This is a genomic window from Microbispora sp. H11081, assembly GCF_012999535.1.
Lineage (GTDB): Bacteria > Actinomycetota > Actinomycetes > Streptosporangiales > Streptosporangiaceae > Microbispora.
Window position 1 is genome coordinate 787,740 of sequence record NZ_JABBWV010000001.1, and the last position, 21,457, is coordinate 809,196.

Annotated in this window: 28 protein-coding genes; 22 read left to right on the forward strand and 6 right to left on the reverse strand. The window is 72.8% G+C overall.

Annotated elements, in window-relative coordinates; all coding sequences use genetic code 11:
* Window positions 1-17: 17 nt before the first annotated feature.
* Complete coding sequence (locus tag HHX31_RS03500; RefSeq protein WP_169944903.1) at window positions 18-419, reverse strand: FGGY family carbohydrate kinase; 402 nt, start codon at window positions 417-419, stop codon at window positions 18-20.
* A 154-nt stretch (window positions 420-573) separates the two neighbouring features.
* Window positions 574-1,338: a DeoR/GlpR family DNA-binding transcription regulator gene (locus tag HHX31_RS03505; RefSeq protein WP_169944905.1), complete on the reverse strand. Its 765-nt coding sequence runs from the start codon at window positions 1,336-1,338 to the stop codon at window positions 574-576.
* A 202-nt stretch (window positions 1,339-1,540) separates the two neighbouring features.
* On the opposite strand from HHX31_RS03505, the gene hisD reads away from it, so the two are divergent.
* From hisD to hisF, 9 genes are all read left to right on the forward strand, one after another.
* Window positions 1,541-2,848, forward strand: coding sequence for a histidinol dehydrogenase (gene hisD, locus HHX31_RS03510; RefSeq protein ID WP_169944907.1), 1,308 nt, complete (start codon window positions 1,541-1,543; stop codon window positions 2,846-2,848).
* The gene (locus HHX31_RS03515; RefSeq protein ID WP_169944909.1) at window positions 2,845-3,921 is read left to right on the forward strand and encodes a histidinol-phosphate transaminase; all 1,077 of its coding nucleotides are present in this window, start codon (window positions 2,845-2,847) and stop codon (window positions 3,919-3,921) included. Before hisD ends, HHX31_RS03515 begins: the two co-directional genes overlap by 4 nt.
* Window positions 3,918-4,523 carry an imidazoleglycerol-phosphate dehydratase HisB gene (gene hisB / locus HHX31_RS03520; RefSeq protein WP_169944911.1) on the forward strand — a complete coding sequence of 202 codons (606 nt, stop codon included), beginning with the start codon at window positions 3,918-3,920 and terminating at the stop codon, window positions 4,521-4,523. The genes HHX31_RS03515 and hisB overlap by 4 nt, the downstream gene beginning before the upstream one ends.
* 20 nt (window positions 4,524-4,543) lie before the next feature.
* Window positions 4,544-4,675 carry a hypothetical protein gene (locus tag HHX31_RS34935; RefSeq protein ID WP_283244365.1) on the forward strand — a complete coding sequence of 44 codons (132 nt, stop codon included), beginning with the start codon at window positions 4,544-4,546 and terminating at the stop codon, window positions 4,673-4,675.
* Window positions 4,672-5,304 (forward strand): imidazole glycerol phosphate synthase subunit HisH, encoded by a 633-nt coding sequence (gene hisH, locus HHX31_RS03525; RefSeq protein WP_169944913.1) that lies wholly within the window; start codon window positions 4,672-4,674, stop codon window positions 5,302-5,304. Before HHX31_RS34935 ends, hisH begins: the two co-directional genes overlap by 4 nt.
* Before the next feature lie 180 nt (window positions 5,305-5,484).
* Window positions 5,485-5,856, forward strand: coding sequence for a hypothetical protein (locus HHX31_RS03530; protein WP_169944915.1), 372 nt, complete (start codon window positions 5,485-5,487; stop codon window positions 5,854-5,856).
* A gap of 4 nt (window positions 5,857-5,860) precedes the next feature.
* Entirely contained in the window at window positions 5,861-6,586 is a 726-nt protein-coding gene (priA, locus tag HHX31_RS03535; RefSeq protein ID WP_169944918.1) for a bifunctional 1-(5-phosphoribosyl)-5-((5-phosphoribosylamino)methylideneamino)imidazole-4-carboxamide isomerase/phosphoribosylanthranilate isomerase PriA, read from the forward strand.
* Window positions 6,583-7,002 (forward strand): RidA family protein, encoded by a 420-nt coding sequence (locus tag HHX31_RS03540; protein ID WP_211589178.1) that lies wholly within the window; start codon window positions 6,583-6,585, stop codon window positions 7,000-7,002. Before priA ends, HHX31_RS03540 begins: the two co-directional genes overlap by 4 nt.
* A gap of 3 nt (window positions 7,003-7,005) precedes the next feature.
* Window positions 7,006-7,776, forward strand: coding sequence for an imidazole glycerol phosphate synthase subunit HisF (gene hisF / locus HHX31_RS03545; protein ID WP_169944920.1), 771 nt, complete (start codon window positions 7,006-7,008; stop codon window positions 7,774-7,776).
* Between the two features lie 67 nt (window positions 7,777-7,843).
* Here hisF and HHX31_RS03550 read toward each other — a convergent pair whose 3' ends face one another.
* Entirely contained in the window at window positions 7,844-8,077 is a 234-nt protein-coding gene (locus tag HHX31_RS03550; RefSeq protein WP_169944922.1) for a hypothetical protein, read from the reverse strand.
* Between the two features lie 215 nt (window positions 8,078-8,292).
* Here HHX31_RS03550 and HHX31_RS03555 point away from each other — a divergent pair, with 215 nt between their 5' ends.
* Window positions 8,293-8,580: a chorismate mutase gene (locus HHX31_RS03555; RefSeq protein ID WP_169944924.1), complete on the forward strand. Its 288-nt coding sequence runs from the start codon at window positions 8,293-8,295 to the stop codon at window positions 8,578-8,580.
* Window positions 8,581-8,685: 105 nt separating this feature from the next.
* Here the strand turns inward: HHX31_RS03555 and HHX31_RS03560 are convergent, their stop codons facing one another.
* The 3 genes from HHX31_RS03560 to HHX31_RS03570 all read right to left on the reverse strand — a co-directional run bounded on the left by HHX31_RS03560 (window position 8,686) and on the right by HHX31_RS03570 (window position 9,863).
* The gene (locus HHX31_RS03560) at window positions 8,686-8,847 is read right to left on the reverse strand and encodes a hypothetical protein (protein WP_167530286.1); all 162 of its coding nucleotides are present in this window, start codon (window positions 8,845-8,847) and stop codon (window positions 8,686-8,688) included.
* Window positions 8,848-8,963: 116 nt separating this feature from the next.
* A complete protein-coding gene (locus tag HHX31_RS03565) occupies window positions 8,964-9,128 on the reverse strand; it encodes a hypothetical protein (RefSeq protein WP_169944926.1) in 165 nt (54 codons plus the stop codon).
* A 99-nt stretch (window positions 9,129-9,227) separates the two neighbouring features.
* On the reverse strand, window positions 9,228-9,863 hold the full coding sequence (locus HHX31_RS03570; protein ID WP_169944928.1) for a TIGR03085 family metal-binding protein: 636 nt from the start codon (window positions 9,861-9,863) through the stop codon (window positions 9,228-9,230).
* Window positions 9,864-10,125: 262 nt separating this feature from the next.
* Here HHX31_RS03570 and HHX31_RS03575 point away from each other — a divergent pair, with 262 nt between their 5' ends.
* From HHX31_RS03575 to HHX31_RS03630, 12 genes are all read left to right on the forward strand, one after another.
* Window positions 10,126-11,955, forward strand: a complete 1,830-nt coding sequence (locus tag HHX31_RS03575; RefSeq protein WP_169945588.1) for an ABC transporter ATP-binding protein — start codon at window positions 10,126-10,128, stop codon at window positions 11,953-11,955.
* Window positions 11,956-11,960: 5 nt separating this feature from the next.
* Window positions 11,961-13,805 carry an ABC transporter ATP-binding protein gene (locus HHX31_RS03580; RefSeq protein ID WP_169945590.1) on the forward strand — a complete coding sequence of 615 codons (1,845 nt, stop codon included), beginning with the start codon at window positions 11,961-11,963 and terminating at the stop codon, window positions 13,803-13,805.
* Between the two features lie 29 nt (window positions 13,806-13,834).
* Window positions 13,835-14,185, forward strand: a complete 351-nt coding sequence (hisI, locus tag HHX31_RS03585) for a phosphoribosyl-AMP cyclohydrolase (RefSeq protein WP_169944930.1) — start codon at window positions 13,835-13,837, stop codon at window positions 14,183-14,185.
* The gene (locus HHX31_RS03590; RefSeq protein ID WP_169944932.1) at window positions 14,182-14,760 is read left to right on the forward strand and encodes a Trp biosynthesis-associated membrane protein; all 579 of its coding nucleotides are present in this window, start codon (window positions 14,182-14,184) and stop codon (window positions 14,758-14,760) included. Before hisI ends, HHX31_RS03590 begins: the two co-directional genes overlap by 4 nt.
* A 315-nt stretch (window positions 14,761-15,075) precedes the next feature.
* Window positions 15,076-15,429, forward strand: coding sequence for a CD225/dispanin family protein (locus tag HHX31_RS03595; RefSeq protein ID WP_169944934.1), 354 nt, complete (start codon window positions 15,076-15,078; stop codon window positions 15,427-15,429).
* 5 nt (window positions 15,430-15,434) lie between these two features.
* Window positions 15,435-15,866, forward strand: a complete 432-nt coding sequence (locus tag HHX31_RS03600) for a DUF2752 domain-containing protein (RefSeq protein WP_169944936.1) — start codon at window positions 15,435-15,437, stop codon at window positions 15,864-15,866.
* Window positions 15,867-16,014: 148 nt separating this feature from the next.
* The gene (gene trpC / locus HHX31_RS03605; RefSeq protein WP_169944938.1) at window positions 16,015-16,839 is read left to right on the forward strand and encodes an indole-3-glycerol phosphate synthase TrpC; all 825 of its coding nucleotides are present in this window, start codon (window positions 16,015-16,017) and stop codon (window positions 16,837-16,839) included.
* Window positions 16,840-16,904: 65 nt separating this feature from the next.
* Window positions 16,905-18,110 carry a tryptophan synthase subunit beta gene (trpB, locus tag HHX31_RS03610; protein ID WP_211589311.1) on the forward strand — a complete coding sequence of 402 codons (1,206 nt, stop codon included), beginning with the start codon at window positions 16,905-16,907 and terminating at the stop codon, window positions 18,108-18,110.
* A gap of 22 nt (window positions 18,111-18,132) precedes the next feature.
* Window positions 18,133-18,927, forward strand: coding sequence for a tryptophan synthase subunit alpha (gene trpA / locus HHX31_RS03615; protein WP_169944942.1), 795 nt, complete (start codon window positions 18,133-18,135; stop codon window positions 18,925-18,927).
* A 136-nt stretch (window positions 18,928-19,063) separates the two neighbouring features.
* The gene (locus HHX31_RS03620; RefSeq protein ID WP_169944944.1) at window positions 19,064-19,633 is read left to right on the forward strand and encodes a DoxX family protein; all 570 of its coding nucleotides are present in this window, start codon (window positions 19,064-19,066) and stop codon (window positions 19,631-19,633) included.
* Window positions 19,634-19,684: 51 nt separating this feature from the next.
* Entirely contained in the window at window positions 19,685-20,431 is a 747-nt protein-coding gene (locus HHX31_RS03625) for a thioredoxin domain-containing protein (protein ID WP_311931353.1), read from the forward strand.
* Entirely contained in the window at window positions 20,428-21,378 is a 951-nt protein-coding gene (locus tag HHX31_RS03630; RefSeq protein WP_211589179.1) for an ADP-ribosylglycohydrolase family protein, read from the forward strand. The genes HHX31_RS03625 and HHX31_RS03630 overlap by 4 nt, the downstream gene beginning before the upstream one ends.
* Window positions 21,379-21,457: the final 79 nt, after the last annotated feature.

Sequence of the window (21,457 nt, forward strand, 5' to 3'; positions counted from 1 at the left end):
GTCTCCCCCCGTCTCGATCAGCGGACGGCCCGCTCGCCGGTGTTGGCGAGCAGGAACGCCCCGGTGCCGTACGTGCACTTGGCGTCGCCCGCCGACAGGCAGCCCTCCGCCGGCAGCGCGGTGCGGCGGATCCAGGTCATCTTGGACGCGGAGAAGTACGGGTCGAGCACGAGGCCTGTCAGCTCGGCGACCCTCTCCGCGTGCCCGGCGAGGCCGGCGCAGACCTCCTCGGCCCGCCGGCCCGCGGCCAGCACGGAGGCGAGCAGCTCGAAGGGGTCCTGCTCGACCCGCCCGCCGGGCAGGTACGCCGTGTGGACGGGCACCTCGGCCAGCGCGAGGACCGCGCCGTCTCCGTCCACCACGATCGCCTTCGTGCCCGAGGTGCCCTGGTCGATCGCCAGTACGGCCGGCGCGCTCACAGGAAATCCACCGGTTCGCCGGCCTGGTCCGCGGTCCCGATTCGATCACCGCGAGGCCGGCGCGTGGAGGGATGGGACATGGATCGTCTCCTCGCTGGAGCTGGGTGAGTCGCGACGGCCCGGGCCGGCGGCGTGGCCGCGCCGCCGGACCACCCTATGGTCTGATCACCTCCACATCCGCCGTGACCAGGGCGGATGCGAGCGGGGCAGGGGGTTCCCCGTCGGTGATGAGACCGGAAAGGCCGTCGAGGCCGCACACCCGGTAAGCGGCGACCCTGCCGTGCTTCGCGGTGTCGGCGAGCACGTACGTCCGTGCGGTGGTGGCGAGGATCACGCGTTTGGTCGCGACCTCGTCCAGGAAGTAGTCGGTGAGCCCGGCCTCCGCGTCCAGGCCGCCCGAGCCGAGGAAGGCCACGTCGGCGCGCAGGTCCTGGAAGAACCCGAGCGTGTGGGCGTTGGAGACGGCGAGGTCGCCCTGCCGCACGCGCCCGCCCGACACCAGCACCTCCACCCCGGGACGGCCCGCGAGTTCGGCCGCCACCAGCAGCGAGCAGGTGGCGACCACCCCGCGGAAGGACGGGGGGACGGCCCTGGCGACGTGGACGGCCGTGGTGCCCACGTCGATGATCACGGTCTGGCCCGGCCTCAGGAGGTGCGCGGCGAGTTCGCCGATCACGGCCTTCGCCTCGGACTGGCTCGTCGAGCGCTCCAGGTAGGACAGCTCCTCACCGGTGCCCGAGGGCGCCGAGGTCGCCCCGCCGTGGACGCGGACGAGCAGCGCCCGGCGCTCCAGGATCGCCAGGTCGCGCCGTACGGTCTCGTGGGAGACGCCGAGCAGCGCGGCCAGGTCCTCGGTGCGCACGGTCCCCTTCCGTCCGAGGGCTTCGATGATCCGCTGGTGACGCTGTGCGGGGAGCAAGAGACCGGCCTCCGGCTGACCGAATGTGACTGTTGATGGCCGAGAGTGTGGATCAATGCCCGAAAACCTGTCAAGCGGGCAGCCCGGAAATCGACGGGAACGACGACGTCCCAGCTCCGGCGGGGTGCGCCCTCGGCTGAAACACCTGTCCCGCATGCTGGACACACGCGGATCCGTCCCTGGTCATCCGTAGACTGGGACGGTGATTTCCCGTATCGACCTGCGCGGGTCCCTTCCCGCCGACCTGCGCGACGTGCTGCCCCGAGCCGAACTCGACGTCGAGGCCGCCCTGGAGAAGGTGCGGCCCATCTGCGAGGACGTGCGCCATCGCGGCGCGGCAGCCGTACGGGAGCTGACCGCGAGGTTCGACGGCGTCGAGATCGAGTCGGCCAGGGTGCCCGCCGAGGCGCTCGCCGGCGCCCTGCGGGAGCTCGACCCGGTCGTGCGCGCGGCGCTCGAGGAGTCGATCCGCCGCGCCCGCCTGGTCCACCGCGACCAGCGGCGCACCGACACCACCACCCAGGTCGTGCCCGGCGGCACGGTCACCGAGCGCTGGGTGCCGGTCGACCGCGTGGGGCTGTACGTCCCGGGCGGCCGGGCCGTCTACCCCTCCAGCGTGGTCATGAACGTGGTGCCCGCGCAGGAGGCGGGCGTGCCCTCGCTGGCCGTCACCTCGCCCGCGCAGAAGGAGTTCGGCGGGCTCCCGCACCCCACGATCCTCGCCGCCTGCGCGCTGCTCGGCGTCGACGAGGTGTACGCGGTCGGCGGCGCCCAGGCGGTCGCGATGTTCGCCTACGGCACCGAGGAGTGCCGCCCGGCCACGATGGTGACCGGCCCCGGCAACATCTGGGTCGCCGCGGCCAAGCGCCTGCTGAAGGGCCGCATCGGCATCGACTCCGAGGCGGGCCCGACCGAGATCGCGATCCTCGCGGACGAGACCGCCGACCCCGCGCACGTCGCCGCCGACCTGATCAGCCAGGCCGAGCACGACGTGATCGCGGCGGCCGTCCTGGTCACCACCAGCCCGGAGCTCGCAGACGCGGTGGAGAAGGAGCTGCCCGGCCAGGTGGCCGCGACGCGGCACTCCGGCCGCATCACCGAGGCGCTCGCCGGCCGCCAGTCGGGCATCGTGCTCGTCTCGGACGTCGAGGACGGCCTGAAGGTCGTGGACGCCTACGCCGCCGAGCACCTGGAGATCCAGACGGCCGACGCCCACGCGGTCGCCGCCCGGGTGCGCAACGCCGGCGCGATCTTCATCGGCCCCTACGCGCCGGTGTCCCTCGGCGACTACATGGCGGGCTCCAACCACGTGCTGCCGACCGGCGGCTGCGCCTGCCACTCCTCGGGGCTGTCGGTGCAGACCTTCCTGCGCGGCATCCACGTGGTGGACTACAGCCGCGAGGCGCTGGCCGGGGCCGCGGCGCACGTGTGCGCGCTCGCCGACGCGGAGGACCTGCCCGCCCACGGCGCGGCGATCCGCGCCCGCTTCGACTGGGAAGTGCCCGCATGACGACCCTCGACGACCTGCCGATCCGCGACGACCTGCGCGGCAGACACCCGTACGGCGCGCCGCAGCTCGACGTGCCGGTCCAGCTCAACACGAACGAGAACCCCTACCCGCCGTCGGCCGCGCTGGTCGACGACCTCGCCCACGCGGTGCGGCAGGGCGCGGCCACGCTCAACCGCTACCCGGACAGGGACGCCGTCGAGCTGCGCAAGGACCTCGCGGACTACCTCGGCCACGGGCTGACCGCACGCCAGACGTGGGCGGCCAACGGCTCCAACGAGATCATCCAGCAGATCCTCCAGGCGTTCGGCGGCCCCGGCCGCGCGGCCATGGGGTTCGAGCCGTCGTACTCGATGCACCCGATCATCGCGGGCGGCACGAACACGCGGTGGATCGAGGGGCTGCGGGGTGAGGACTTCTCGATCGAGCCCGGCGCCGCCGTGGCCGCGATCGAGGAGCACCGTCCCGACGTGGTGTTCCTGACCTCGCCGAACAACCCCACCGGCACGTCCCTGCCGCTGGAGGTGATCGAGCGGGTCCTCGCCGCCGCGCCCGGCATGGTCGTCGTGGACGAGGCGTACGCCGAGTTCGCCCGCACGGGCACGCCGTCGGCGCTGACCCTGCTGCCGGGGAACCCCCGCCTGATCGTGACGCGGACCATGTCCAAGGCGTTCGCGATGGCCGGCACCAGGCTCGGCTACCTCGCCGCCGACCCGGCGGTGGTGGACGCCCTGCTGCTGGTCCGCCTGCCCTACCACCTGTCCACGCTGACCCAGGCGGCGGCCCGGGTCGCGCTGGCGCACCGCGAGGAGCTGCTGGGCACGGTGGACGGGCTGCGCGCCGAGCGGGACGCCACGGTGGACTGGCTGCGGGGACGCGGCCTGTCGGTCGCCGACTCGGACGCCAACTTCGTGCTGTTCGGCAGGTTCGCCGACCGGCGGTCCGTGTGGGAGGGGCTGCTCGAACGCGGCGTACTGATCCGGGAGACCGGTCCCGCGGGCTGGCTGCGCGTGTCGATCGGCACGCCGGAAGAGATGGCGGCGTTCCGCGCCGCGCTGGAGGGAGTCCTCGCGTGAGTGAGTTTGCCGAGCGCCGCGGCCGGGTCGAGCGCACCACGAAGGAGACGTCGGTGCTGGTCGAGGTGTCCCTCGACGGCACAGGGACCGTCGACGTGTCGACCGGTGTCGGGTTCTACGACCACATGCTCGCCCAGCTGGGCAAGCACGGCCTGTTCGACCTGACCGTGAAGACCGAGGGCGACCTGCACATCGACGCCCACCACACGATCGAGGACACCTCGCTCGCGCTCGGCGCCGCGTTCCGCGAGGCCCTGGGCGACAAGTCGGGCATCCGGCGGTTCGGCAGCGCCTCGTGCCCGCTGGACGAGGCGCTCGCGCAGGTCACGGTGGACCTGTCCGGCCGGCCGTACCTCATCCACACCGAGCCCGAGGGCATGGCCCCGATGATCGGGCCCGACTACGACACCACGATGACCCGGCACATCCTGGAGTCGTTCGTCGCGCAGGCGGCGGTCTGCCTCCACGTGCACGTGCCGTACGGGCGCAACGCGCACCACATCGTGGAGGCGCAGTTCAAGGCGCTCGCGCGGGCGCTGCGCGAGGCGTCGGAGCGGGACCCGCGGGCGACAGGGGTGCCCAGCACCAAGGGCGTCCTCTGATGACCTTCGCGTCCGGAGGGATGATCTTCATTGGCCTCTTCCTGATCGGCGGGGTCATCTCGGGCATCCGGCAGGGCTCGAAGCCGCTGGCGGCGATCACCGGCGTCGGCGCGGTCCTGGCGCTCACCGCGGGGGTGATGTGGTGGCAGTGAGCAAGCGTGTGGTCGTGCTCGACTACGGCTCTGGCAACCTCCGCTCGGCCGAGAGGGCGCTGGCCCGGGTGGGGGCGGACGTCACCGTCACCGCCGACTTCGACGCGGCCGTCGAGGCGGACGGCCTCGTCGTCCCCGGGGTCGGGGCGTTCGCGGCGTGCATGGAGGGACTGAAGGCCGTGCGCGGCGACCAGATCATCGGCCGCCGCCTGTCCGGCGGGCGCCCGGTGCTCGGTATCTGCGTCGGCATGCAGATCCTTTTCGAGAAGGGCGTCGAGCACGGCGTCCACACGGAGGGCTGCGGCGAGTGGCCCGGCACGGTCGAGCGGCTCGACGCGCCCGTGCTGCCCCACATGGGGTGGAACACGGTGACCGCGCCCGAGGGCAGCGTGCTGTTCCGCGGCCTGGACGGGGACGCGCGCTTCTACTTCGTCCACTCCTACGGGGTGCGCGACTGGCTGCTGAAGGCCGGCGACGGCTTTCGCGAGCCGCTGGTCACGTGGGCCGAGCACGGCGTGCCGTTCGTGGCCGCCGCCGAGAACGGTCCCCTCTCGGCCACCCAGTTCCATCCGGAGAAGTCCGGGGACGCCGGGGCCGCGCTGCTGCACAACTGGCTGAGCACGGTGTGATCGCGACCGGCAGGCGAAATCCCGGGGCGCCGGTGCGACACTGGAGGTCGGCGGCGTGCGACGGTGTCCGTCCGCCGCCGGGGCCGCCGCGCGTGGTCCCGGCCACGCTGTCACCGGCCACGCTGTTATAGGCCAAGCTGTTACCGGCCACGCTGTGACCGGACCTGAGCGGGAGGCCCGATGAGCAAGGAACGGGCCCGCCGGAGGGCCGAGCGCGAAGCCGAGCGCGCACGCCTCGCGGCGGCCCGCGCCGAGCGCGAGGCCAAAGCCGCCAGGCGGCGCGAGATGCGCGACCGGCTCGTCCGGCCGGTCACGGGAGCCGTGGCGGCGGTGCTGCCGCGGCCCGCGAGACCGGTGCGGGTGGCCAGGCAGCGGGGGTATCTCGCCCGCCGCCGCCGCACGGAGAACGCCGTGGTCGCCGTGCTGTGGTTCCTCGTCCAGGTGCTCGCCTGGATCCTGCTCGACTCGTGGATGGCCCGCCTGGGCGTGTTCCTCGGTTCGATCCTGCTGCTCCCGGTGCTCGTCACCATCGTCTTCGACCGGAGGTCATGACCAAATGTCCCTCGTATTGCTCCCAGCCGTCGACGTCGCCGACGGCCAAGCCGTCCGCCTCGTGCAGGGCGAGGCGGGGACGGAGACCTCGTACGGGGATCCGCTCGCCGCCGCCCTCGCCTGGCAGAAGGCCGGCGCGGAGTGGATCCACCTGGTCGACCTCGACGCGGCGTTCGGCCGCGGGGACAACCGCGAACTGCTCGCCTCCGTCGTCGGCGCGCTGGACGTCAACGTGGAGTTGTCCGGCGGGATCCGCGACGACGCCTCGCTCGAGGCCGCGCTGGGCACCGGCTGCCGCCGGGTGAACATCGGCACCGCCGCGCTGGAGAACCCCGAGTGGTGCGCCAGGGCGATCGCCGAGTACGGCGACCGCATCGCCGTGGGGCTGGACGTGCGCGGCACCACGCTGGCCGCCCGCGGCTGGACCCAGGACGGCGGCGACCTGTGGGAGGTGCTCGACCGGCTGGAGTCGGAGGGCTGCCCCCGCTACGTCGTCACCGACGTCACCAAGGACGGCACGTTGCGCGGTCCCAACCTCGACCTGCTGCGCGAGGTCTGCGCGCGCACCGACCGCCCGGTCATCGCCAGCGGCGGGGTCTCCTCGCTCGACGACCTGCGGGCGATCGCGACGCTCGTGCCGGACGGCGTCGAAGGCGCCATCGTGGGCAAGGCGCTGTACGCCCAGGCGTTCACGCTGGAAGAGGCGCTCGCGGCGGTGAGCGCCGCATGAGCACCCCGATGCCAGAAGGGCGGATCTCCTCCGGCGGTCCATGGGAGGACCGCTACGGCTACGCCCGCGCGGTCGTGGCCGGGCCGCACGTGCTCGTGTCCGGCTGCACCGCGACCGTGGGCGGCGAGGTCCAGCACGTGGGCGACGCCTACCGGCAGACGCTCACCGCGTTCTCCATCGCGCTCGACGCCGTCGAGAAGGCCGGCATCACCCGGGCCGACGTGGTGCGCACCCGCCTCTACGTGGTGAACGCGGCCGACTTCGACGCCGTGGGCAAGGCGCACGGCGAGCTCTTCGGCGACGTGCGGCCCGCCTGCACCAGCGTGCAGATCGCCGGGCTGGTCGACGAGCGCATGCTGGTCGAGGTCGAGGTCGAGGCGTATCGGGCGGCGGATCGTGGCAACGGCGAGGGCTGAGCGATGACGGTGGCGGTGCGGGTGATCCCCTGCCTGGACGTGGACGCGGGCCGGGTCGTCAAGGGGGTCAACTTCGAGAACCTCAGGGACGCCGGCGACCCCGTCGAGCTGGCCGCCCGCTACGACGCCGAGGGGGCCGACGAGCTGACCTTCCTCGACATCACCGCCTCGTCGGGCGGGCGGGAGACCATGCTCGACGTGGTGCGGCGTACGGCCGAGCAGGTGTTCATCCCGCTGACCGTCGGCGGGGGAGTGCGGTCGGCCGACGACGTGGACCGGCTGCTGCGCGCAGGCGCCGACAAGGTGGGCGTCAACACCGCCGCCATCGCGAGGCCGGAGCTGCTGACCGAGGCCTCGCGCAGGTTCGGGTCGCAGTGCGTGGTGCTGTCGGTGGACGCCCGCCGGGTGGTCGACGGGCCGCCCACGCCCTCGGGGTTCGAGGTCACCACCCACGGCGGGCGCCGCGGGACCGGCATCGACGCGGTGGAGTGGGCCAGGCGCGGGGAGGAGCTCGGCGTCGGGGAGATCCTGCTCAACTCGATGGACGGCGACGGCACCAGGTCGGGGTTCGACCTGGAGATGCTGCGGGCCGTCCGGGCGGCGGTGAGCGTGCCGCTGATCGCCTCCGGCGGCGCGGGGCGGCTGGAGGACTTCCCGCCGGCGGTGGACGCGGGGGCGGACGCGGTGCTGGCCGCCTCGGTCTTCCACTTCGGCCAGCTCAAGATCCACGAGGTCAAGGACACGCTGCGCGCGGCCGGTCACCCGGTCCGCTGAGCACCGGCGGGGGGCCGGGGTCCCGGCCCCCGCTCGGGTGTCTCGGCCAGCGTTCCAGCCGGCGATCTCAGTCGATGTCGATGATCGCCGTGGGGTAGGCGTCCGGGCCCGTGCCGAGCGAGGAGTACCCCATCGACTGGTACTGCCACTGGTGGCCCTGGTAGTAGCCGGAGAAGGAGCATCCGTCGCCGTCCCAGCCGGTGGCGGCGGCGGACGCGTTGTGGGCCGGTTGGGCCGCCACGAGACCGACGGCCGCGAGGAACGCCAGGCCCAGCAGGCTCGGGAAACGCTTCGCACGCATAGCTGTCTCCTGTCCGTCGAGAGATCCTGCGGCGCTCCGGAGTCCGCCTACTCAATGGTCAGCAGATCGTGAGGGAAGCGTCCATACCAATCACCCCAAACGGGACGATAATGGACGAAAACCGGCATCCGCGATTGTGTGGCCTTTTACCGGCCATGCCTGGCCGACGTGCCCTAAGGTGGCGACTGATCATCGCCGACCACCGGAGGGAACACATGGCCGACCCCACCTCGCTCGACGAGGTCCGCCGCGGCATCGACGAGATCGACGCCCGGTTGACGACGCTGCTGGCCGAACGGCAGAGGCTCGTCCGCGCGGCGGCGGCGTTCAAGACCGACGAGCAGGCCGTACGGGCTCCCGACCGGGTGGAGCGCGTCGTGACGGCGGCGCGGGAGAGGGCGGAGCGCGAAGGGCTTTCTCCGGAGGTCGCCGAGGCCGTCTGGCGGGCGATGATCGGCGCGTTCATCGAGTTCGAGCTCGGCGAGCACCGGCGGGCGGGGTAGGCCGGCCGGGGGTCGCCGCGGAGTGGGAGGAGAGGCCGGCGGAGCGAGGCGGATGCCCTGCCGGCCCGGGCGCGTCAGCTCAGGACCACGTCAGCTCAGGTCATGTCAGCTCAGGACCGAGGTGAAGAAGGTCGCCAGCCGGCTGGCTCCGGTGTTGACAGTGTCGAACACGCCTCGCACGGCGCCTGCCGCCGCCTGCGGCTGGCTGTAGAGGTAGAAGACCACGAACGCGATGGCCGCGTACGTAAGAACCTTCTTCGCCTTCATCGGGGGGCCTCCTGCAGTCGGTATCCCGGTCGTTTGTACCCGGCGGCAGTTTTGATCATAACTAGCCGAGAGGACATGAGCCCGTTTCGCCCTCATCGTGAGACAAGGGCGCCCGATCAGCCGGCGAGGACCGAGGTGAAGAACGCGGACAGGCGTTCGGCCCCCGTGGCGAGGCCCCCGAACAGGGTCTTGACGGCACCGGCGGCGTTCGCGGGCTGCGTGAACAAATAGAAGATCACGAACGCGACGGCCAGGTAGGTCAGGACCTTCTTGAGGTTCATTCGGGGCTCCCCAGGTGTCCACACATCGTGGCTGGTCTCATGGTGCCCCATTGCCCGGCGTTTACGTTGGCAATTTCGGACAAGTCGCGAAATCGAACTTTATGGCCCCAATCGGGCATCCCGCAGCAGGGCGACCGCGGCGGCGTCCCCGTCGTACTCCACCCGGGCGTGCGCCTGCCGGCCGAAGGCGAACAGCAGCAGCTCCGACGGCTCGCCGGTCACCACCACGGCGGGCTCGGCCATGCGCCCCGCCGCCTTCGCCCCGTCGGGACGGCGCAGCACGACCCCCACGGGGGCCTTGCGCAGGAAGAGCCTGGCGCCGCTGCGCAGCCGGTGCCACAGCGTCTCCTGCAAATCCCTCGGGACGACGCGGGGCTCCCAGCCGTCCTGCGCCCGGCGCACGTCCTCGTGATGGACGAACAGCTCGACGGTGTTGACCAGCTCGTCCACGCGCGGGACCAGGCCGTACGGGGTCCAGCGCGGCGGCCCCTGCCGGACGAGCCCGACCAGCTCGGGGTAGGAGTGACGCCGCTTGAGGCGCTCCTGCACGGCGGCGGTGTACCCGGCGAGGAACGACAGCGAGATGCCGGGCGCCGCGTCGAGCCTGCGCTCACGCAGGACGAGGTGGGCCGCGAGGTCCCCTGTCGTCCATCCCGCGCACAGCGTGGGCGCTCCGGGGCCGAGGTGGTCGAGCAGGTCGCAGAGCGCCGCGCGCTCCGTCTGGGCGTGTGTCACGTGATCAGCCTATGCGCCGGTCGCGCGCGGCCCTCGAAGGGTCGAGCATGTCCGAGGAATAAACAGCTTGATCAGGATGATAGGGAGTATCTAGGACCAAGGGCTCGGGTGGCGTCGGTCCGGTGACGGATACGGCGGCGTCCCCGAGTGAGTAACGTCCCACTCCGGGGCGCTCGCAGGGAGCGGCCCCGGTGGTCCCCGATCGGAAGGAACGCACCGCGTGCCGACGAAGGAGCCTCCCGCGCGGCCCCGCAGCTCAGTCATGCTCCAGGGTCTCAAGGTCATCGGCGTGGCCATCAGGACCGAGCCGAGGATCTTCACCGGCGCGGTCCTCGCCAGCGCGCTGTACGGCGCGATGACCGTCGCCGCGTCCTGGGCGCTCGGGTGGGCGACCGACCACGCCGTGCTGCCCGCGTTCCGCGACGGCGAGGCGAGCACCGGGACACTGGTCACGGCGGCCCTGCTGATCGTGGGCGTGGCGGTGCTCAAGGCGGCGGGGATCATGGGCCGGCGCATCATGGCCGGCATCCACCAGTACCGCATGCAGGCGCACTCCCGCCGCGCGGTCACCCGGCAGTACCTCCGGCTGCCCCTCAGCTGGCACCACAGGCACCCGACAGGGCAGCTGTTGTCCAACGCCAACTCCGACGTCGAGGCGGCCTGGGGACCGCTCGCGCCACTGCCGATGGCGGTGGGCGTGGTCGTGATGCTGATGACGGCCGCGGGGGCGATCGTGCTGGTCGACCCGGTGCTCGCCGTCGTCGGGTTCCTGATCTTCCCGGCCGTGGCCGTGCTCAACCTGGTCTACCAGCGCAGGCTCTCGCCGCTGGCGATGCGGGCCCAGCAGCTGCGGGCCGAGGTGAGCGAGGTGGCGCACGAGAGCTTCGACGGCGCGCTCGTCGTCAAGACCCTGGGCCGTGAGGACGCCGAGACCGCGCGGTTCCAGGCGAAGGCCGACGCGCTGCGGGACGCCAACGTCGCCGTCGGCCGGGTCCGCGGGCTGTTCGACCCCATGCTGGAGGCGCTGCCCACGCTGGGCGTGCTGGCGGTGCTGCTCGTCGGGTCGCTGCGGCTGGAGTCGGGAGCCGTGGCGGCGGGCGACCTGATCCAGGTCGCCTACCTGTTCACCCTCCTCGCGTTCCCGATCAGGGCGCTCGGCTGGGTGCTTGCCGAGCTGCCGCGCAGCGTCGTCGGCTGGACGCGGGTCAGGGACGTCCTCGACGCCACCGGCTCCATGGAGTACGGCGCCGCCCGCCTGGACGGCTCTGGCCCGGCCCGGGTGGAGGCCGAGAACGCGGGCTACGCGTACGTGCCGGGGAGCCCGGTGCTGAAGGACGTGACGTTCACGGTCGCGCCGGGCCGCACGATCGCGCTTGTCGGGCCGACCGGCGCGGGCAAGTCGACGCTCACGCAGTTGCTGGCGCGGCTGATCGACCCCGACGAGGGCGTGGTCCGCGTCGACGGCGTCGACCTGCGCACGGTGGCCAGGGGTGGGGTCAGCGACGCGGTGGCGCTCGTGCCGCAGCAGACGTTCCTGTTCGACGACACCGTGCGCGGCAATCTCACGCTCGGCGCGGAGGTGCCGGACGAGCGGATCTGGGCCGCGCTGCGGCTCGCGCAGGCCGACGGCTTCGTCAGCGCGCTGCCGTCCGGCCTGGACACCAGGATCGGCGAACGCGGCGCGACGCTGTCCGGCGGGCAGCGGCAGCGCCTCGCGCTGGCCCGCGCGATCGTGCGCGAGCCGCGGCTGCTCATCCTCGACGATGCGACCTCCAGCGTCGACGCGCAGGTGGAGAAGCGCATCCTGTCCGGCCTGCGCGACGGCGCGGCCGAGGCCACGGTGATCGTGGTCGCCTACCGGATGGCGACGATCGCGCTGGCCGACGAGGTCGTGTACCTGGAGCAGGGCGTGGTCGCCGACCACGGCGCCCACGAGGAGCTGCTGGTCCGCTGCGCGGGCTACCGCGACCTCGTCACCGCCTACGAGCGCGAGGAGGCCGAACGGGCCGAGGCCGACGACCTCGGGGACGTTCCGGAGATCACCCGCGAGAACACCCGCGAGGACACCGACGAGAGGAGCGTGACGCGGTGACCGCCGTGACGGGCCCGGCGAGTGACACGGCGAGTGACACGGCGAGTGACACGGCGACCGGCACGACAGCGGGACGGACCTCGTCCCTGCGATCGGCGGACCGGGGCGCGCTCGCGACGCTCAGGCAGGGCCTGCGGCTGTCGCCGGAGTTCCGCCGCGGGCTCGCCGGGACGCTCGTGCTGGCCGTGCTGGCCACCCTGGGCAAGGTCGTCGTGCCGATCGCGGTGCAGCAGGTGATCGACAGGGGCCTGGGCTCGGGCGCGCCCGACCTGCCGTTCATCCGGAACGCGGTCGCGCTGTGCGCGCTCGCGGTGGTGCTGACCGCGCTCTGCGGCTACCTGATGAACGTCCGGCTCTACCGCTCCACCGAGTCGGGCCTGGCCGCCCTGCGCGGCAAGGGCTTCCGCCACGTGCACGACCTGTCGGTGCTGACGCAGAACACCGAGCGGCGCGGAGGCCTGGTCTCCCGGGTCACCGGCGACGTCGACCAGATCAGCACGTTCATGCAGTGGGGCGGGCTGATGGTCATCGTGTCGGCCGGCCAGCTGGTGGTGGCGACCGTGCTCATGGCCGTCTACTCCTGGCAGCTCACGCTGCTCGTGTGGGCCTGCTTCCTGCCGCTGGTGCTGGCCCTGCCCCGGTTCCAGCGCCTGGTGGCCAAGGCGTACACGCGGGTGCGCGAGCGGGCCGGCGACGTGCTCGCCGCCGTCAGCGAGTCGGTCGTCGGCAGCGCGGTGATCAGGGCGTACGGCTCCGAGGACCGCACCGCGGAGCGGATCGACACGGCGGTGGACGGGATGCGCGCGGCCCAGACCCGGGCCCAGAAGATCGTCGGGTTCACGTTCCCCGCCACCGAGCTGGTCGCGTCGATCACGGTGGCGCTGGTGGTCGTGGGCGGGGTGTGGCTGGGCGTCGCGGGGTCGATCACGCCGGGGCGGCTCATCGCGTTCCTGTTCCTGATCACGCTGTTCATCAGCCCGCTGCAGACCGCGACCGAGGTGCTGAACGAGGCGCAGAACGCGATCGCGGGATGGCGGCGCATCCTGGGCGTGCTCGACACCCCGGCCGACGTGGCCGACCCGGAGAACGGCGCGACGCTGCCGCGCGGCCCGATCTCGGTCCGCTTCGACGGCGTGGGCTTCGCCTATCCCGGCGGCCCGCCCGTGCTCCACGACGTGTCGGTGGACATCCCGCCGCGCACGCGGATCGCGGTGGTGGGGGAGACAGGCTCGGGCAAGACGACCTTCGCCAAGCTGCTCACCCGGCTCATGGACCCGACCTCGGGCCGGATCCTCGTGGACGGCACCGACCTGCGCGACGTCGGCTTCTCCTCGCTCAGGGAGCGGATCGTGATGGTCCCTCAGGACGGGTTCCTCTTCGACTCGACGCTGGAGGACAACATCCGCTTCGGGCGGCCATCGGCTACCAGGGAGGAGATCACCCGGGCGCTGACCGAGCTCGGCCTGGCCGACTGGCTCGACGGCCTGCCCGCCGGCCTGGACACCCCGGTGGGCCAGCGGGGCGAGTCCCTGTCGGCGGGGGAGCGGCAGCTCGTCGCCCTCGCCAGGGCCTATCTCGCCGATCCCGACCTGCTGCTGCTCGACGAGGCCACCTCGGCCGTGGACCCCGCCACCGAGGTGCGGCTCGCCCGCGCTCTCGACGGCGTCACCCGGGGCCGTACGGCGGTCTCGATCGCCCACCGCCTGTCGACGGCCCAGGCAGCCGACGAGATCCTGGTGTTCGAGCACGGCAGGATCGCCCAGCGCGGCCCGCACGCCGTCCTGGTCGAGCGGCCCGGCGTGTACGCGGACCTCTACGCCTCGTGGACGACCGCCACCACGACGCGGTGACGGCCGGGACCTGCGGCAGAATTGGCCTCATGGCCCTCGACCCGAAGATCGCCGACCGGCTCAAGCGCACGCCGGACGGCCTGGTGCCCGCGATCGTCCAGCAGCACGACACCGGCGAGGTGCTGATGCTCGCCTGGATGGACGACGAGGCGCTGCACCGCACGCTCACCACCGGCCGGGCGACCTACTGGTCCAGGAGCCGGGGGGAGTACTGGGTGAAGGGCGACACCTCCGGTCACGTGCAGTGGGTCAGGCACGTGGCGCTCGACTGCGACGGCGACACGGTCCTGCTCAAGGTCGACCAGGTGGGGGCGGCCTGCCACACCGGCGACCGCACCTGCTTCGACGCCGGCGTCCTCGACGTGAGCGGCGCGCCGTGACCGGTACGGCGCGGCGCTCCCTGCTCGCCTGGCTGGCCGCGTGCGCCGTGGGCGGCGGGCTCGCGCTGCTGGCCGCGGGCCGCGCCTGGGTCACGCTCGGCGCGGACGGGCGCCCCGTGGGAGCGGGCGGCGGCTCCCTCACGGGCGACGACCTGGTCGCGTGGCTGACCCCCGCGGCGCTGGCGGCGCTCGCCGCCGTGCTGGCCGTGCTGGCGACCCGGGGGGTCGCGCGGCGGGTGACGGCCGTGGTCGTGGCGCTCCTCGGCGCGGCGGTCGCGGCCGGGGCGTGGGACGGCACGCGCGGCGCCACCATCGCCGCCGCGGCGGCCACGGCCGCCGGGCACGTCTCCGTGGAGTCGCGTGCCTGGGTCTGGCCGGTGCTGGCCGCGGCAGGCGGGATCGTCCTGGCCGTGGCGGGCGTGGCGGCGGCGTTCCTCGGCGCGTCCTGGCCGGGGATGTCGAGCAGGTACGAGCGCGGGACCGGGCACGCGGGATCGGGCGGGACGGCCCGCGTGAAGGACCCCGACAGGGCGATGTGGGACGCCATCGACGAGGGCGACGACCCGACCGCCTGAGACCCCCGCCACACGGGCGTGCCGGACATATTGGACCGTTCCCAACTGTTTGATCACAACTTGCCCACAAAGCTGGGTTTTCGCTGGGAAGACCCGTCCTTCTCGCTAGGCTTCCCGCCGACCCGAAGGATCCGCGGGGGCTCCGACGGGGAACGCCCACACCTGGTCACCCGCCTTCCCCGGCGCGGGAGGCCATGTTCCGGGCCGGGCCGGCAGCGCCCTGATCGCGGGTCCTCCCGACGGACGAGAAGCGGCGGCCCGCAGGCCTGCTCCCGTGCTATCGAACTCTCTCCCCACAGACAACAGGAGCGACACATGAGCTACGACCCCGGCAACCCCGGCGGGTTCCCTCCGCCCCCGCCGCCCGGTGGCGCCTACGGCGCCCCGATGCCGCCCGGCGGCGCGCCCCCGAACAACCACCTCGTGATGGCGATCGTCACCACGATCCTCTGCTGTCTCCCCCTCGGCATCGTGTCGATCGTCTACGCGACCCAGGTCAACTCCAAGTGGTCGGTGGGCGACTACCAGGGCGCCTACGCCGCCTCGGAGTCGGCGAAGAAGTGGTGGCTGGCGTCGCTGATCACCGGCGTCGTGCTGGCCGTCCTCTACATCCTCCTCGTCGTCGTGCTCGGGGTCTTCAGCCTCAGCACCTCGACCACGTCATACTGAGGGTCATGACATCCACCGCCCCGGCGCGGCGCCCCGCGGACCGGTTCCGGTCCCTGCTGGCGCCGCTCGGCGTGGCGGCCGTCACGGCGGCGGCGGCCGCGTACGTCGCCGCCGTGGACCCCAACCAGCCCGGGCACTATCCGACCTGCCCGCTGCTGTTCCTCACCGGGCTCTACTGCCCGGGGTGCGGTTCGCTGCGCGCCGTCCACGCGCTGGGACACGCCGACGTGCTGACCGCCCTGCACCTCAACCCGCTCACCGTCGCGGCCGTCCCGTTCCTGTTGTGGCGGTGGGGCCTGTGGGCATTACGGTCATGGCAGGGACGGCCTGTGCGCACGAACCTCGCGCACCCCGCGTACCTGTGGGGACTGCTCGTCATTGTGATCGTTTTTTGGGTGATACGGAACACGCCATTCGGGCATTTCCTCGCACCCTGAATCGACCCGGTGGCGCTCCGACGCGAGACGGGCCGATACCATCGCAGGGCAAGGCGGGACACGCAGAGCAGCCGACCGGAGGGACCCTTCGCGTGAGCGAGCGAACAGGCAGATCGCGTGAGCTCCGAGCCGAAGGCGAGGAGGACGCGTGAGTGTTCTTGAGGACATCATCCTGGGCGTGCGGGAGGACCTCGAGGAGCGGCAGCGCGATGTGCCGATCGAGGAACTCAAGCGGCTCGCGGCCCGTGCGCCCGAGCCCAGGGACGCCTACGCCGCGCTCGGCGGCGACCGGGTGTCGGTCATCGCGGAGGTGAAGCGGTCGAGCCCCTCGAAGGGCGCGCTCGCCGCCATCGCCGACCCCGCCGCGCTCGCGGCGGACTACGAGGCGGGCGGCGCCCACGTCATCAGCGTGCTGACGGAGCGGCGCAGGTTCGGCGGCACCCTCGCCGACCTCGCGGCCGTGCGTGCGGCCGTGGACATCCCCGTCCTGCGCAAGGACTTCATCGTCACCGCCTACCAGCTGTGGGAGGCCAGGGCGCACGGCGCCGACCTCGCCCTGCTCATCGTGGCGGCCCTCGACCAGCAGGCGCTCGTCTCGCTGATCGAGCGGGCCGAGTCGATCGGGCTCGCCCCGCTCGTCGAGGTGCACACCGAGGAGGAGCTGGTCCGCGCGGTCGACGCCGGCGCGAAGATCATCGGGGTCAACGCCCGCAACCTCAAGACGCTCGAGGTGGACCGCGAGGTGTTCGCCAAGCTCGCGCCCAAGGTGCCGGACGGCATCATCAAGATCGCCGAGTCCGGGGTGCGCGGCCCGCACGACCTGCTCGCCTACGCGCGGGCGGGGGCGGACGCGGTGCTGGTCGGCGAGAGCCTGGTCACCGGCAAGGACCCGAAGGCCGCGGTCAACGACCTGGTGACCGCAGGCGCCCACCCGGCCTCGCGGCAGGACACCGGCTCCGAGAGGCACTCGTGAACGACAGCGCTGCAGAGGGAGGCCGCGTGACCCCGGCGGAAGAGCCCGTCATCACCCCCGCCGACCTGGCCGGGGGCGGCGTCCGCGGCGACGACCCGGACGCCCACGGCAAGTTCGGTAGGTTCGGCGGCAGGTACGTGCCCGAGGCGCTCATCCCGGCCCTCGACGAGGTCGCCGCGGAGTACGAGAAGGCCAAGACCGACCTCGGCTTCATCCGCGAGTTCGACCACCTGCTGCGCACGTACGCCGGCCGTCCCACGACGCTGACCGAGGTGCCGCGCTTCGCCGCGCACGCGGGCGGCGCGCGGATCCTGCTCAAGCGCGAGGACCTGACCCACACCGGCGCCCACAAGATCAACAACGTGCTCGGCCAGGCGCTGCTGACCAAGCGGCTCGGCAAGCGGCGCGTCATCGCGGAGACCGGGGCAGGGCAGCACGGCGTCGCCACCGCCACCGCCGCCGCGCTGATGGGCCTGGAGTGCGTCATCTACATGGGCGCCGTCGACTGCGAGCGCCAGGCGCTCAACGTGGCCAGGATGAAGCTCCTCGGCGCGACGGTCGTGCCGGTGACCAACGGCAGCCAGACCCTCAAGGACGCCATCAACGAGGCGTTCCGCGACTGGGTCACCAACGTCGACCACACCCACTACCTGTTCGGCACGGTCGCCGGGCCGCACCCGTTCCCGGAGATCGTCAGGGACTTCGCCCGGATCATCGGGGTGGAGGCGCGCCGTCAGGTCCTGGAGCTGACCGGCCGCCTGCCCGACGCCGTCTGCGCGGCCGTCGGCGGCGGGTCGAACGCCATCGGCGTCTTCCACGCCTTCATGGAGGACAGGGACGTCAAGCTGTACGGCTACGAGGCCGGCGGCCGGGGCCTGGAGACCGGCGAGCACGCGCTGACCCTGACCGAGGGCAGCGTCGGCGTGCTGCACGGCTCCCGCACCTACGTCCTGCAGGACGAGGAGGGCCAGACGATCGAGTCGCACTCGATCTCGGCCGGCCTCGACTACCCCGGCGTGGGCCCCGAGCACGCGTGGCTCAAGGACACCGGCCGCGCCGTCTACGAGGGCGTGACGGACGCGGAGGCCATGGAGGCCTTCGCCCTGCTCGCCCGCACCGAGGGCATCATCCCGGCCATCGAGTCCTCGCACGCGCTCGCCGGCGCGCTGCGGCTGGGCCGTGAGCTCGGTCCCGAGGCCGTGATCCTGGTGAACCTGTCGGGTCGCGGCGACAAGGACATGGGCACCGCGATGAACTACTTCAACCTCTGATCAGCGTCGACAGGACTTCCCGATGACGACACTCCAAGCGGTGTTCGACAAGGCCCGCGCCGAGGACAGGGCCGCGCTGGTCGGCTACCTGCCGGCCGGCTTCCCGACCAAGGACGGCGCGGTCGCCGCGGCGACCGCGATGGTCGAGGCGGGCTGCGACGTGATCGAGATCGGCCTGCCGTACTCCGATCCGCTCATGGACGGCCCCACCATCCAGGACGCGGTGCACCGGTCGCTGATCAACGGCACCCGCATCGCCGACGTGATGCGCACCGTCGAGGGCGTGGCGAAGTCGGGGGCCGCGACCCTGGTGATGACGTACTGGAACCCGATCGACCGTTACGGCGTCGAGCGCTTCGCCCGCGACCTCGCCAACGCGGGCGGCGTCGGGACGATCACGCCGGACCTGACGCCCGAGGAGTCCGAGCCCTGGCTCGCCGCGAGCAAGGAGGCCGGCATCGACACGGTCTTCCTCGTCGCGCCGAGCTCGCCGGACGAGCGCATCGTGCGGGTCGCCGCCTGCTGCACCGGCTTCGTGTACGCGGCCTCTCTGATGGGGGTGACCGGCGCGAGGGAGACCGTCGGCGCGGCGGCCGAGGGCCTGGTCAAGCGGACCAGGGCGCACACCGGGCTGCCCGTCTGCGTCGGCCTCGGCGTGGGCAACGGCGCCCAGGCGGCCGAGGTCGCGGCGTACGCCGACGGCGTCATCGTCGGGTCCGCCTTCATCCGGCGGCTGCTCGACGCCCCGGACGAGAAGTCCGGACTCGCGGCCGTACGCGAACTGGCGTCCGAACTCGCCCGAGGCGTCCGGCGCTGAGCCGTTCTGGGGTTTCCTCCCCCCAGGTGTGCCGCTACCAGCCGAGACAGGCGGCTTACCATGCTCTTATCCAGCACATGGTGAGGTTGAGTCCCGGTACTGTTCAGTCGGTGTTGCCTACTGGGCGAGGAGTCTCATGGTTCACTTGGCATCCGGCACCTCGGTGTCCGAGCGGTTACAGCCCGCGAAGCCGGCGCTCTCCTGGGTGACGACCGCCGCGCGGATCGTGCTCGCCGGTGTGCTGATCGTCGCCGGTGGCCTCAAGATCGGCGCGCCCGCGCTGTCCGTTCAGGCGGTGCGGGCCTACCAGCTCCTGCCCGACTCCCTCGCGCAGATCGTCGGGTACGGCCTGCCCGTCCTGGAGATCATCACGGGTCTGCTGCTGCTCGTCGGGCTGTTCACGCGGGCGGCGGCGGTCGCCGGCGGGGTGATGATGGTGGCCTTCGTCATCGGCATCGCGTCCGCCTGGGCCAGAGGGCTGCGCATCGACTGCGGCTGCTTCGGTGGTGACGGCACGCTGGCGGCGGGACAGGACCCCGAATACCTCTGGGAACTGCTGCGGGACCTCGGGCTGCTCGTCTGCGCGGCGTGGATCGTGGTCAGGCCGGCGAGCCGCCTTTCGCTGGACAGCGCGCTGGGCTTCACCGGAGAGCGGGAGACGACGGACGAGGACGACTCGGACGACGCTGAGGATGACGGCGCGTGACCGCGGACGGCCGGGTGACGTCGCCGTGAGAATAGCCAGGGGGGAAGTTTCGTGAGCAAGCGGACGAGTGAGGCGGCCAGGGCCCGCATCGCGGCCCAGCGGGAGGCCGTGCGCAAGCAGGAGAAGCGCAGACGCGTCACGATGATCGTGACCATCGCGGTGGTCGCCGTGATCGCGATCGCGTTCGCGGTGTGGTCGGTGCGCCTCGGAGCCTCGGAGAAGGTCGCCGGCGGCCTCGCTCCGGTGACCGTGGAGAAGAACGGCACGGTCGTGATGGCCCAGCCCGGTGTGACCGCGCCCGTGGTCGACGTGTTCGAGGACTTCCAGTGCCCGGCGTGCAAGCAGTTCGAGGAGACCAGCGGCTCCACGCTGAAGAACCTGGCAGCCGAGGGCAAGGCCAAGGTCGTGTACCACTCGCTCACGATCTTCAGGCAGGAGCCGACGATGGGCAACTCGCTCCGGGCGGCCTCCGCGGCCCGGTGCGTGACCGACGGTCAGCAGTGGCTGGCGTTCCACGACAAGCTCTACCAGAACCAGCCGAGTGAGACCGCGCCCGGCTTCACCGCCGACGAGCTGATCAAGTGGGGCAAGGAGGCCGGCGTCAACTCCGCCGACTTCGAGACCTGCGTGCGGGAGCAGCGCAACGCCGCCGCTCACCAGCAGCTCTCCGACAAGACGATGAGCGAGCAGAAGCTGACCGGCACGCCGACCGTCAAGCTCGACGGCAAGGACCTGGAGACCAACGTCGCCTTCGTGCCGAGCTCGCTGCGCGCCGCGGTGGAGGCCGCCGCCAAGTGACCTCTCCCGGGAACGGCCTCCCCGCGGCCGGACCCGCGGCGCGCCGGATCCACGCGGCGATGCTCGCCTTCGCGGCGGGCGACGCGCTCGGCGTGCCGTGGGAGGGCCGCCCGCCGGAGCGGGTGGACCCGGCCGAGGTCGTCCGGTTGCCGGCGCCTGACCGGGGCTGGCGGCGTGGCGCGACCTCCGACGACACGGCGCAGATGGTGCTGGTCGCGCGGTGCCTGGCCGACACGGCGGGGCGGCCCACGTCCCTGGACTTCCTCACCCGGCTTGCCGATGCGGCGCCCGCGGTGCGCGGCCTCGGGCCGACGACGCGGCGGGCGCTCGCGCGCTTCGCGGAGACGGGGGAGATCCCCGCGCCCGCGGCGGACGACCTGCCGACCAACGGCGCGGCCATGCGCGTCGCCCCGGCGGGCTGGGCCGTGCCGCCGCACCGGCCGGAACGCCGCCGCGACCTGTGCGAGGCGCTGTCCGTCGCGACGCACCGGGCGCCCGCGGCCGTGGCGGCGGCCTGCGTGATCGCGGCGATGGCGTCGCACGCGGTGGAGGGGGCGGGCGCGGCCGGCCTGCTGGACGCGGCGGCGGCCGAGGCCCGCTGGGCGGGTGAGCGCTACGGCCCGATGGACGCCGTGCTGGACGCCGCGCGCGGACGATGGTCGCCCCCGCCGGGGGGCGTCTCCCTGGACGCCGTGGAGACGGCCGCCGCGGTGGTCCACGTGATCCGCGAGACCCAGGACCCGGCCGCCGCCCTGCCGTACGCCGTGTCGCTGGGCGGGGACACCGACACGGTCGCGGCGCTCGCGGGAGGCGTGCTCGGCGCGTGCGACCCCGAAGGGGTGACCGCGCTCGGCTGGCTGGGGCTGGTGGACCTCGGCGAGTACCCCGGCCTGGCGGACCTCGCGGCACGCCTGGCCGCCCTCCGGGGGGCCTCAGCCGGGCTCTGAGCGGGGTTCCCTGCGCGGTCGGCGCAGGTCGGGGCGGCGATGCCCGTGCCTCGCTCCGAGGCCGCCCTGTCTTGCGGTA

Coding starts and splice junctions, on each gene's coding strand:
- HHX31_RS03515 (WP_169944909.1), top strand. CDS start 2,845: ATGACGACCCTCGACGACCTGCCGATCCGCGACGACCTGCGCGGCAGA.
- HHX31_RS34935 (WP_283244365.1), top strand. CDS start 4,544: ATGATCTTCATTGGCCTCTTCCTGATCGGCGGGGTCATCTCGGGCATC.
- HHX31_RS03530 (WP_169944915.1), top strand. CDS start 5,485: ATGAGCAAGGAACGGGCCCGCCGGAGGGCCGAGCGCGAAGCCGAGCGC.
- priA (WP_169944918.1), top strand. CDS start 5,861: ATGTCCCTCGTATTGCTCCCAGCCGTCGACGTCGCCGACGGCCAAGCC.
- HHX31_RS03540 (WP_211589178.1), top strand. CDS start 6,583: ATGAGCACCCCGATGCCAGAAGGGCGGATCTCCTCCGGCGGTCCATGG.
- hisF (WP_169944920.1), top strand. CDS start 7,006: ATGACGGTGGCGGTGCGGGTGATCCCCTGCCTGGACGTGGACGCGGGC.
- HHX31_RS03550 (WP_169944922.1), bottom strand. CDS start 8,077: ATGCGTGCGAAGCGTTTCCCGAGCCTGCTGGGCCTGGCGTTCCTCGCG.
- HHX31_RS03555 (WP_169944924.1), top strand. CDS start 8,293: ATGGCCGACCCCACCTCGCTCGACGAGGTCCGCCGCGGCATCGACGAG.
- HHX31_RS03560 (WP_167530286.1), bottom strand. CDS start 8,847: ATGAAGGCGAAGAAGGTTCTTACGTACGCGGCCATCGCGTTCGTGGTC.
- HHX31_RS03565 (WP_169944926.1), bottom strand. CDS start 9,128: ATGAACCTCAAGAAGGTCCTGACCTACCTGGCCGTCGCGTTCGTGATC.
- HHX31_RS03575 (WP_169945588.1), top strand. CDS start 10,126: ATGCTCCAGGGTCTCAAGGTCATCGGCGTGGCCATCAGGACCGAGCCG.
- hisI (WP_169944930.1), top strand. CDS start 13,835: ATGGCCCTCGACCCGAAGATCGCCGACCGGCTCAAGCGCACGCCGGAC.
- HHX31_RS03595 (WP_169944934.1), top strand. CDS start 15,076: ATGAGCTACGACCCCGGCAACCCCGGCGGGTTCCCTCCGCCCCCGCCG.
- HHX31_RS03600 (WP_169944936.1), top strand. CDS start 15,435: ATGACATCCACCGCCCCGGCGCGGCGCCCCGCGGACCGGTTCCGGTCC.
- trpA (WP_169944942.1), top strand. CDS start 18,133: ATGACGACACTCCAAGCGGTGTTCGACAAGGCCCGCGCCGAGGACAGG.
- HHX31_RS03620 (WP_169944944.1), top strand. CDS start 19,064: ATGGTTCACTTGGCATCCGGCACCTCGGTGTCCGAGCGGTTACAGCCC.